This is a genomic window from Pseudomonas sp. JV449, from assembly GCF_032424295.1.
GTDB lineage: Bacteria > Pseudomonadota > Gammaproteobacteria > Pseudomonadales > Pseudomonadaceae > Aquipseudomonas > Aquipseudomonas marginalis.
In genome coordinates this window covers 369,144-379,660 of sequence record NZ_VYKD01000005.1, presented here as the reverse complement: position 1 = coordinate 379,660, position 10,517 = coordinate 369,144, and the positions used below count along the sequence as shown (strand labels likewise).

At 59.7% G+C, this 10,517-nt stretch carries 13 protein-coding genes; 1 reads left to right on the top strand and 12 read right to left on the bottom strand.

The genetic code is table 11. The features are described from left to right. Positions 1-2 precede the first annotated feature (2 nt). Positions 3-2,774, bottom strand: coding sequence for a hypothetical protein (locus tag F6S08_RS06975; RefSeq protein WP_315871442.1), 2,772 nt, complete (start codon positions 2,772-2,774; stop codon positions 3-5). Positions 2,775-3,064: 290 nt separating this feature from the next. Here F6S08_RS06975 and F6S08_RS06970 point away from each other — a divergent pair, with 290 nt between their 5' ends. Continuing rightward, positions 3,065-3,268, top strand: coding sequence for a hypothetical protein (locus F6S08_RS06970; protein WP_315871441.1), 204 nt, complete (start codon positions 3,065-3,067; stop codon positions 3,266-3,268). Positions 3,269-3,527: 259 nt separating this feature from the next. Here the strand turns inward: F6S08_RS06970 and F6S08_RS06965 are convergent, their stop codons facing one another. The 11 genes from F6S08_RS06965 to F6S08_RS06915 form a co-directional block, all read right to left on the bottom strand. Further along, the gene (locus F6S08_RS06965; protein WP_206361341.1) at positions 3,528-3,875 is read right to left on the bottom strand and encodes a hypothetical protein; all 348 of its coding nucleotides are present in this window, start codon (positions 3,873-3,875) and stop codon (positions 3,528-3,530) included. Then, positions 3,872-4,600 (bottom strand): hypothetical protein, encoded by a 729-nt coding sequence (locus F6S08_RS06960; protein WP_315871440.1) that lies wholly within the window; start codon positions 4,598-4,600, stop codon positions 3,872-3,874. The genes F6S08_RS06965 and F6S08_RS06960 overlap by 4 nt, the downstream gene beginning before the upstream one ends. Positions 4,601-4,610: 10 nt before the next feature. Continuing rightward, the gene (locus F6S08_RS06955; RefSeq protein WP_053130787.1) at positions 4,611-5,063 is read right to left on the bottom strand and encodes a hypothetical protein; all 453 of its coding nucleotides are present in this window, start codon (positions 5,061-5,063) and stop codon (positions 4,611-4,613) included. Positions 5,064-5,068: 5 nt separating this feature from the next. After that, positions 5,069-5,356 (bottom strand): hypothetical protein, encoded by a 288-nt coding sequence (locus tag F6S08_RS06950; protein ID WP_074844124.1) that lies wholly within the window; start codon positions 5,354-5,356, stop codon positions 5,069-5,071. Then, entirely contained in the window at positions 5,349-5,558 is a 210-nt protein-coding gene (locus F6S08_RS06945; protein ID WP_074844122.1) for a hypothetical protein, read from the bottom strand. The genes F6S08_RS06950 and F6S08_RS06945 overlap by 8 nt, the downstream gene beginning before the upstream one ends. After that, a complete protein-coding gene (locus F6S08_RS06940; RefSeq protein ID WP_315871439.1) occupies positions 5,548-5,796 on the bottom strand; it encodes a hypothetical protein in 249 nt (82 codons plus the stop codon). The genes F6S08_RS06945 and F6S08_RS06940 overlap by 11 nt, the downstream gene beginning before the upstream one ends. A 35-nt stretch (positions 5,797-5,831) precedes the next feature. Then, positions 5,832-6,779, bottom strand: coding sequence for a Mu-like prophage major head subunit gpT family protein (locus tag F6S08_RS06935; protein WP_315871438.1), 948 nt, complete (start codon positions 6,777-6,779; stop codon positions 5,832-5,834). A 63-nt stretch (positions 6,780-6,842) separates the two neighbouring features. Continuing rightward, on the bottom strand, positions 6,843-7,259 hold the full coding sequence (locus F6S08_RS06930) for a hypothetical protein (RefSeq protein WP_090407992.1): 417 nt from the start codon (positions 7,257-7,259) through the stop codon (positions 6,843-6,845). Positions 7,260-7,318: 59 nt separating this feature from the next. Beyond that, on the bottom strand, positions 7,319-8,683 hold the full coding sequence (locus tag F6S08_RS06925) for a S49 family peptidase (protein ID WP_315871437.1): 1,365 nt from the start codon (positions 8,681-8,683) through the stop codon (positions 7,319-7,321). Positions 8,684-8,685: 2 nt separating this feature from the next. Further along, positions 8,686-10,296, bottom strand: coding sequence for a phage portal protein (locus F6S08_RS06920; RefSeq protein ID WP_315871436.1), 1,611 nt, complete (start codon positions 10,294-10,296; stop codon positions 8,686-8,688). Continuing rightward, positions 10,293-10,514, bottom strand: a complete 222-nt coding sequence (locus F6S08_RS06915) for a DUF6148 family protein (RefSeq protein ID WP_065899722.1) — start codon at positions 10,512-10,514, stop codon at positions 10,293-10,295. Before F6S08_RS06915 ends, F6S08_RS06920 begins: the two co-directional genes overlap by 4 nt. Positions 10,515-10,517 lie beyond the last annotated feature (3 nt).

Sequence of the window (10,517 nt, the reverse complement as noted above, 5' to 3'; positions counted from 1 at the left end):
CCCTAAGTTTTGATGGCGCCGTTGCGCCGCATTTTTTGCATTTCCTCGGCCAGTACCCGGGCACCACGCCGAATATCAGCGGGCGACATCCGGCCGCTGCTGTCGTGGTAGTGATAGCTGTTGCCGGAACCGCCCAACTGCCCTTCCCCACTGGCTGCCTGGCGGATGACATTGGCGTATTGCTTGGGCAGCACCATTTCCTGCTCGTGGAGTTGCGTCATGGGGTTGGTACCGGCAGGGATGTCATAGCCGCCCTCGGCCGAGGCGACGTTTTTCACCAGACCAAATACGAATGCGCCGGCAGCCACTGCAGCCGCCGCGCCGAGGATCGGTCCAATGATCGGAATGGCCGACATGGCTGCAAAGGCACCGGCCATGGCCTGCCAGGCGCTGGCAATGATGTTTTTGATCGTGGCTGCGCCCCAGATCGCTACGGACATAGCCGCACCGCCTGCCTCTGCTGCCGTTCGAACGCCAACACCCACAACCGTCGCACCGGTTTTAGCCGTCTCGCCGAACATCCAGGCCATCAACGGCTTGGTGACCATGTTCTCAACGAATGCCGTCCCGATGCTGGTGAAGATCCCACGCAGCAGGCCCTGAGTGCTCATGGTGCCGCTGATGATCCCGGTAAGCCCGCTCGACCAGCTGGTACGCAGACTGTCGACCATGCCCGTCCAGTTGCTTTGCGACTCGAAGGTTTGCTGCCTGCCAATCACCGCCATGCTGTTGCGGTGGGTTTGCTCCAGCGCCAGGATCTGCTGCTGGACCTGCTGCAGGGCGACCGGGTTACGGTCAAGATCCTGCTCCAGCAGCGCTTTACGTTCGGCCAATGCCTGAGCTTCGATCGCATACCGTTGCTTTTCGAACTCAGCCTGGGCTTGCAGCAGCTGGCCTTGGGTGATCAGGTTGGCCTGCAGATCCAGCTGGGCCATCTGTTCGGCATGGGCAACATCGGTAAGCCGCGCCTGCTGATCGGCAGCCAGCTGCTGCTGTTTCATGTTGGTGATTTGCTGCTGCTTTTCGCGCTCGACAGCAACCACTTCAGCCGCAGCCTTGCGGTATTCCTGGCTGTCCTGGCCATAGAGTTGCCGGCTGCGCTCCAAGGTTTGCTGAGCGATCTGCAGGCGCGCGTCCATGTTGTTACGGTACTGCTGCGCCTGGGCCTGCAGATCGGCAAAGGCCTGGCCTTCGTCCTGCCGGCGCAACGCATTCAACGACGCCAGGTAATTGCGCTGAACGCTCAACCGTTCGGCCGAGCTCAAATCCGTGCGTTTGAGGATGCCCTGCCAGTACTGCATTTCCTGTTGTTGGGAGAACTGCAGGAAAGTGCCCTGCTCGGCCTGCTGCTGGGCGTGAGCGACCTTCTGCGCGTCCAGTACTTCTGCCCACTCACTGACCCGTGACTTGGTCTTCGCCGGCGCACTTACTGGGTCATCCGCTTTTTTAGGAGGCGTCGTGGACTCAACCACTTTTTTCCGATGCTCGACCGCTGCAGCATATGCCTGCTCCAGCTTGGTCAACCGGGCGACTTCAACGCCGTAAGCGGTCGGACTTGTCCTACCCTGCTGTGGTGCTTTGGTCAGGGCTGTATTGCCGGTTGCGGCCATCTCCGCCACTTTGCGCCGCTGCTCTTCGATGCGAGCGGAACGGGAGCGCATACCCGCGTCGACTTCTTCCAGCTTGTTGGACACCAACTGCATGTTTTCCAGCAGCAGGCGCTCTTCGACCAGCGTGGCTTCCAGCTGGGCCTTGCCACCCCCACCGCGCGGGCCGGCGATAACTGTCCCTAACATCGCTTCGTAGCGCGCAACGTTAGCCGCTACCTCATCAACGGTAAGACCTACGCCGGTCATGCCTTTCAGCAGGTTGTTGAACCAACTGGCAGTCTCCGACAGGCGCTTGTTCAGGCTGATGAAGACAGGCTCAAGAATGGTGCCGATGGTGACCTGCAGCTGGTTGCTTTTGGAGTCGAGTTCGGCCTGGCTGCCGGTTAATCCATCGGCCGCTTTGGCAGCATTACCGACCTGGGCCTCGGTCTCTTTCATGATGCCGTTGTATTCGGCCGTGATCTTTTGCGAGTCCGACAACTTGTCACGACTGGTGCCGATGCTCTTGGCATACTCGTCCCACATTTTGGCGACGTTTTTGGTAACACCGGCGTTATCCACCAGCACCGAGTTTTCGTTTTTCAAGCCCTCGGTGGCCGACACCACAGCTTCCGACATGCTGAGATTGGCCTGCCGGTTGAACGCTGCAGCGTCTTTTAGGCGGTTGATCACCGCCACCGCCTGGTCAACGTTGTAGCCACGGCTAAGCAGGTTTTGCAGTGCTTTGGCCGCGTCACCGACGCTGAGCAAGCCGTCAGAGGCGAGCTTGTTGGCCTCATCCATGGCCCGGCCAATACCGACACCGGCGTGATTGGCCACCGCTTCCAGGCCACGGTAAGCAGCCTCCTGTTGGATCGCCGCGTCCTTGCTATCGCTAACTATCTGGCCCAGCTTGAAAGCACCCAGACCAAACACACCCGCAATGCCAGCCGCCACACCACCGAGGCCCGAGCGCATGATGGTGCTGACGCCGGAGAACGCCTCATTCACTGCCGGACCAAAACGAGCGAGCCGGGTTTGGCTGCCCACCATTTCGGTGTTGATCGCCCTTAGCTCGCGACTAAAAGTGGTCCGTGCCTCACGCATGTTGCGCTCAATGCTTTCGACTGCACGGTCGAAACCTTGGGTGCCGGCAGTGAACTGATATGCAATATTACGATCCATAGTAAGGCCTCAACGCGCAGGCAAAAAAAAGCCTCACTAAAGCGAGACTATCAGTGGCGTACTAACAGTTAGTTCTACCTATTGGCGTTCACCTCGGCAGTGCTTTCATTACTAAACCCGAAATGAGAACGAGCAGAACTTCGACAAAATCTAACGATAGCTAGCATTAGTCAGCGCTCTCGTTAAATTGTCAGACGAGCCTCGAATGCAATTTTATGCAACACGCAAACAATTCAAGACCGACCTAGAACGTGAGTATCAAGCGCTAGACTCAGACTGGAGCGAGATAAATGTTCACAGCCAAGCTAAAGCGTATGCATGACTTAGATCTGCCAGCATATTTTGAGTTCGCCGGCATGCCTTGTCGTGGAAGAATAGTGGCGGTGATCAACGAAGACGTTTTAGTTGAGATTGAGCAAAACGATAAGATTGTGTTTTTGGCTAAGCACATAACTTCTATCGAATTCATCAAGCCCGCTACTATCTTGGGTTAACTACTCTGCCTAGTGGAAAAAGCGTCTAGCGCGTGGCGTAGGTGTTCGGGTAACTCATCACGCAGATCATCGGCTAGCCCTTCAATGGCGTTTGCGAGATCGGGCGCAGGGGTCGTTTCACTAACCGGCTTGTAACCCATATAGCCAGCAACCAAGATATGAACCGGCGGATGGGCACGCCAGTAATCGGTCATATGCCCCACCATCATCATGTCCCAGTCACGCCGCAGCGTAACCGGGCTTTGGCCGGTACTGGCGATCAGGTGAGCGTAGAGTTGGCCCCAGTCGAAGGGGCCTGGCCTTCCCCCGGTGCCGGCTCCGTAACTTCGAGGCCCGAGGCGCTCATAACCGCATCAAGCGCCTCACGCATATTGCGAAGATCCAGCAGCGAGGCCACTTCCGCACGTTCGATGTCGGGGTAGTTCCGACGCAGTGCTGCGTGCGTGGCATCGATCACCGTCGCGATACTGTCCCGGTCCATGTTGCCGGCCATCACCGCGTTGATCCGCTCCAGCAGTTGCTCCAGATCCCCCAGCGCCAGGGGTGGGATGACGAGCGTTTTCCCTGGAAACGGGAACGAAACGCCGGGTACATTCACGACCGTCATTCGTTGGCACTCCAATAGCACACCTCGCCGAACTCATCCGCATAGCCGGTGAATTCAAAGTCCGGGATGGTGTAGTCGTCCTGTTTGGTGGCAATCCCCAGCTTGTTGCTGACAAAGTTCGGCACGCGCACGTACACAGTCTTGCCCTTGTATTTCAGGACAAGCTCACCCTGGAATACCGGCATGTCACCCATGGGCAGGTTTTTCACCGACAGGCTTTTACCCGTCGTAACGGTGTAGCGGTAATCAATGAAGACCGACTTGGCCACGTCTGCAGCGGCAAATGCATATTCCCCCGTGGCAGCATCAAATGTGTACTGCCCCGCGATCGGCGCGCTCAGTACCCGTACCCCAAGATCACCCGAGAGCGTCCCGCCCGCCGGAGGATCCACGGTAATGGTGGCCCCTGCAGGCACCGCTGTGGGCTCCGTGGAGTGATGGACTAACACCTGGCCGGTGGTCAGGGTCTGCCCGAACACCAGTTGATTCCACTGCAGCAGGCTGATCTGGGCGGACTTGGCCTTGCCCGTCAGCTTGCCCTGGCCCCGTGCCGCGTCGACTGCAAACTGCTCGCTGCCGAACAATTCCTTGGAATCAAACGACAGGTCTACCGATGCTTCTTGCATGATGCCCAGCAGGATGGGGGTCGGCACGGAAATGGCATTGCCATAGGCGTCCATCAGCGGTGTGGCGTAAAACAACCCGCTGCCGAATGCGATTTGCATAATGTGTTCCTCAGTAAAAGGTAGGTCCGGCCGTCAGGTCGCCGGTGTTGCACAGGTATGTGAAGCGGTAACGCACCATGCAGTTGCCGGCGGTGTTGTCGCCTTCGTCCTCGATCCAGTCGATATAGAAGCGCTGCACCCGATCCGCCTCCTCAAAGGCGCCCTCTGCCATCAGGACCGCATGCACGGCAACCTTGACCAAGTCAGCCACCTGATCCCAGGCAGCACCTGTGACCGTGTCCTCCCGGGCGATGATTTCCACCGTCAGCTCGAACTGGTTGCGATCCACTGCAGCGCTTTCACGCTCGCAGGTTTCAAGGTCAGGGCGCAGCACGATCGCGGGCGTCATGTCCCGTTTGATCGCCTCAGTACGACTGCGATACACCCGGTCTGCCGCCAACGTACCGGCGGCCAGAATCAACGCCTGCGCCTTTGCGACGATGCGTTCTTGGATCGAGGGCATGAGGGTTAAACCTTGGTGAGGGAGGCCAGGCTAAAGGCGCCGTCATCGATCATCCGGCGGTCACGGACGCGAAAATTCACGCCGGCTACGGTGATCAGTTTTGGGTTGTCGATGCCCAGGCGCTCGGCCTCGGCGGTGATGACCAGGATCTCGTAACCGGTCGACTGGCTATTGATACCGCCCATGCCGTGGATTTCGTCCGGCATATCCCGCGCGGCCAGAAACGGCTGACCATCAACCATCCCGCCAACGTCGAAGTCCTCAAGGAAGCCCTTGAGATCTTCGTCAAACATCAGGGCTCACCTTGGCGGGCTTGCGTCCGCCCTCACCCACAGCGGAAGGTGCCGGTGCTGACTCGACCACCAACACTTCCAACTGGTGGCGAAAGCGCTGGGCCACGTCATCAGGCAACTCGATCACGCCCCCCGCACCGGTCAGTTTGTCATCTGGCCCGCGAAAGGAGCCGGATAGCACCGTGTAGGATTTATTCGGCATTACGCTCTCCTGCGACCTTGTCCAGTTTCGACAACCGCTGCCCCAATGCCTTGTCCGGTTCGCCGGGGATCACAATCACCTCCCCCGCTTTGAACTGAACGGGCGACACAATGATGTAGCGACCCTTCTTGTTTTCGACCGGCTCCAGGTTGTGCGCACGCGCACTGGCCTGGGCCGCATTCAGGATCAGTTCCCCCCCATAAAGGGTGATCGTCTGTTCCACGCGGTATTTCGGCATATCAATGCCCTCAGTGAGGTGTCAGGCCGAAAGGCTTACGCCACCAGTTGGTTAAGAACGGCATACTGCCAGCGCCCAAAACCCACGTTGCGCCAGGTGTCGACGCCGTACTGATGAGCATCGTTGTCGAACTCGTACTCCGAGCCCTCGGCCTTGGCTTTCATGGCCACGTCGGTTTCCTGTTGGCGGATGAATGCTTTCAAACGACCATCCGTGCGGAAGGTCACGAACTTGTCCTGCCAGGCGTTGAGGCGCACGTTGCCCACCACGCGAACCACCACGTTGTCCGGCATGACGATCTCGTTAATGTTGGTACCGCGCGGCACGCTGAGCGCCGTCTGCGCAACGCTCAGCAGGTTGAACGGCACCATCACCAGGAACTCGCGGGCCAGCTCGTTGATGGGTTCGCCCTGATCATCCTTCAGGCTGGTCAGTTGGGTGATGGATTTGGCGACGGCCTGCTGAAACTCTTCGACACTCGGCCGGGTTGGGGTACCGGAAGTCCCCGCCGTCAAACTGGCAAGACTGGTTGTGATCTTGTTGGACTGCACGCCGCTCTGACCTTCTTCGTGGTCGGTATCGAAGAAGTACTGGCCGTCATAACAGGTCTGGCTTTCACCGTTGAGCAGCAGCACCGACAGCAGTCGCGCCCAGTGCGCGTTGGTGCGGTCGGCCAGCTCGCCCAGGCGGATGCGCAACTGTCCGGTTTTATCGCGGCGCAGCTCGGTGACCAGCACTTCGAGGGTGGCCTCAAAATGCAGGTTTTCGATTTCGAGATCAGCGCTGATAAAACCCTTGGCGTGGCGACCACCAATCCATTCACGCAAGGTCGGCACCATGCCGATCCATGGATAGGTTTCTTTGGCCTGGTCGGAGTCGAACAGGTTCGACACGGCGTCCATCCAAGACGAAGCCACATTCTGCTCGAGCAGTTCGTAAAACATGCCGATGATGGCACGGCTGGAAAGTACTTCAGCACCCATGGGTGATTCTCCTGAGGAAGGATACGGTCAGAGAAAAGTATTAAAAACGGGTTGAGCGAAGCGTCAGGCCGCTACGGGGACGGCCTGGGCGGTGAACTTGACGATGCCGACGCCAGTACGCACGAACCGGTGAACATGCCCGATCAGGCTGTTACCGGCGGCGGTGAGCAGAAACGTGCCGCTGTCGCTGGCATACACCGGTTTGCCGATGTCGGTGATTGCCAGCGCAGTGACGGGCAGTTCAACTTTGCCGGCTTCGCGAAGACGCACACGCGCTGCTGCAGCGGCACCGATTCGATTGTCGACGCCGCGATCGGCGAAGCCCACGAACAGATCGCCTGCCGCCAGAGGTCGCGCAAGGCCGTTGGCCGCGACAATGCCGACCGCCGAACCTTCGAAAATTTGCACACCGGCCGCGACCGACAAATCGTTGATGTCCCCGATCTCGTATGCGCGGGGGGTATCGAGAGTGAGAGGCATAGGATTCTCCAAAGCCAAGAAATTTAGTTGCTTAAAGATGGTGCGGAATTACCCGGTGTTTACTTTTTCAGGACCTTGACCAGACCACGCTCGGTGGCCTTGCGGTAGCCGTGATAGGCCTCGAAGGTGCCAAACTCGGCGCGCAGCTCCTTGTCGCCGTCCCAGGTAGCCTTGGCGCGTTCCTCCAGCGGCGCCTCGGGATCCTCCTTCACAGCCTCAGGGGCTGCCGGTGGCGTCAGCACGTTGGGCACTGGTGCAGGCGCCTGGGTGCGAATGTCGGCCAGAGCACCGGCGCGTTTGGTTTTTTCGGCGCCGATAACCTGCGCCGCCGCTTCGGCACCGCTGGTTTTGCCGTCGAACTTGAGCGTGGCGATCAACTCTTCATGCCCGGGCAGCGCGGCCGCTTCCACCGCCTGGATGCGTTCGCACTCAGCGCGGGCACCGGCGACGGCACCAGCGGCGTGCGCGTCATGTTCCAGGCTGGCGAGCAGCTCGGCATGATTCGCGGCCAGGTATTCGCGGTTGATCACGGGTTTGTCTGCAGTTGGAGCGGGTGCGTTACTGTTGGTGGTAGTAGACATAGGTCTTTCTCCAGAAGAACTGCTGTTGAACTCAGCGATGAGTTGTTCAAGGGTGGATTCACGGTCGGCCATGCCCAATGCCACGGCATCGGAGCCAATTCGCATATCGCCCTGGCCGAAGTCGGCCAAAACGGTTTCAACACTGAGGCCACGGTAATTGGCGACGTCCTCGACAAAGATGTCAGTCAGCCGGTCGACATGGGCCTGCGCTACTGCCCGCCCTGACTCGGTACCGAAGTCAGGACGCTTTTTCGGGCTCTGGCTGCTGACAATCTCAAAACTGCCGTCGTCGTCGCTTTTGCGCACCGTCAGCACCGTGCCGATGGAGCCCACTGCGCCGGTGCGGCTCATGACGATTTCATGGGCTGCTGCAGCTATCCAGTAGCCAGCGCTGGCCGCGTTGCCGGATACATACGCAACCACCCGCTTGGGCGAGGCGCGGATCATCTGGCCAAATTCAGCAATGCCGCTGGCTATACCACCGGGGGTGTCCATCACCAGGATGATGGTGTCGGTGCGCGGATCGTCGACGGCGGTGGTGAACTCCTTAGCCAGCACATCCAGCGACGTCGCACCGGACAGCGCCGTAAATAAGTTGGCGTAGCGGAACACCGGGCCGGTGACGGGCAGCAGCGCCACATTGCCACGCTGGGTCACCGCGCGGCTGTTCTGCAAGGGTTTGCCCTGTCTGGCCTCCAAGGCTTCCGGGCCTTCATGCTCCCGGCGGGCGATGGCGGTGATGGTCTGCAGCATGTCCGGGGTGATGGCCCAGGGCTCACGTGATACCAGGTCGAACGCCGTCACCCGGTGCACGGGAGGTGCATCGGTTGGTTTGTCGCTCATAGTCAGGTCCGTTCAGGAAGATCAGGATTGGCCGCAGGCTCGTCCTCGGGGCGAGCCGTTGGTGACACGGATAGGCCGTCATCGCGCCTACGCTTCACTTCAAGCGCACGCTGTTCGTGGTTCTCTTCCCAGTCGCTGCCGTCGTAAAGCATGGATTCCTTGGCGAGGGTGCTGACGCCAATATCGATGCGCTTTTCGGCGGCATTGATGTCTTTGAGCGGATCAACGGTGCCAGGACCATCACCCACCCATAGCGACCCGCTGTACGCATAACGCAGCAACGGGTGGTCGAAAAACCCGGGAGCCTCGATGTCTCCCTGTGCCACGGCCTCTTCAAGCCAATGCTCGTACACGGGCTGGCAGAAATGCTGGCCCAAAAAATCTCGGCAACCGCGAACGAATTGCCAAGCCTCCATCACCGCAGCACGCGCGGCGGTGTAACTGGCGGTAAAGTGCTTGATCAGCACCTCATAAGGCAGCTCCAGGGCCATGCCGATCTGCCGGAGCATGGCGAGCACGAACGGATCGAATGCCATGTTCGGGCGACCAGGTGATGCGGTATCGATCGACGCACCGTCGTCCAGCTCGGCGACAATGCCGCCACTGAGTGAGCCGTCCCAACCGCCCTGGTCCCGCCCGGCGGGCTTATCGCCACCCACCGGGGTGTTGCCGGTAACGGCCGATGCCAGAGGGCTCAGATTGCCGCTCTGCCCTGGTTTGATGAACACCGCGAAGAACGCAGACACCACCGCCGCTTCCAGTTCAGCATCGGTGTAACGATCCAACTGCTTAAGTTTTTCGATCACCGGTGCCAAGTACGGCACACCGCGTGGCTGGCCTACCCGACGCCGGCGGTACACATGCAGCAGCACCCGACCGCCGCGCTCATTGAAGAACGGACGGTCATCCCAGACGCGCTCTTTGACGCCGAGTGCCCCCGGGTGGCTGCGCAGAATGTGAGCCTTGATCGGCGCACCATCGGCGTCACGTTCAATGCCGGCGGTGAGGGCTTCCGTGTCGGCCTTATTGCTAGGGTTACAAACCCGGTCGGCCTCAATCAGTTGGATGCACGCCGAGTAGTGCTGGCCGGGTTGTTCTTTGTGGGTCAGCAACGTAAACACATCACCGCTGCTCAGCACCGACCGCCAGGTCAGGTCCTGCAAACCATAGAAATTCTGCTCGCGGGTGATGTCGCAGTTGGTGGTTTCCGCCCAGGACTTGAACAGCGATTCAGTTTTGCGCTGCCACTCCCTGGCCTGGTCTTCGTCCCAGCCCAAAATCGAGCGATTGACCACCGACTTGAGCGCCAGGCCGGTGCCGACTGTTTTCGTCGTCACCGTATTGATCGCACCGCCACCGATGGGGTTGTTACGTTCAAGGTCTCGGCAGCGTTCGCGAAGCGTGGGCAAGTCGGGCAGCAGATCTGCCGCCGCACTGCCTGCCGTCGGGGTCCAGGCGCTCAACGTGCGCTTGGACTTCGACGCACCGCTGTAACCGCCCAAGGCAGTCATGGTCAACCGGGCGTGCATGCGCTTGGCGCCGCGCTCAGGGCTGAGCCAGGTGATGGCCTTATCCAGCAGCGTCGGCTCTGGCACTTTCGGCGCGCGGCTCATCGCGGCGTAATCCCACGCAGGACAATCCCCCGAGGGCGACCGCTCTCTAGGCGATCAACTTGCTGTTGCCAGTAGTCGATCGTCTTGGTGATTTCGGCAAGGTCGGCGTATTCCAATTGCCGGGTGCCGATGCGGTAGCTCTGCTTTTGGCTGACCTTCATGCTCGCATCGAGCCAGGCTTGCAGCTGGCCCTGCGCTTGTTCCAGGGTGATAGCCATGAA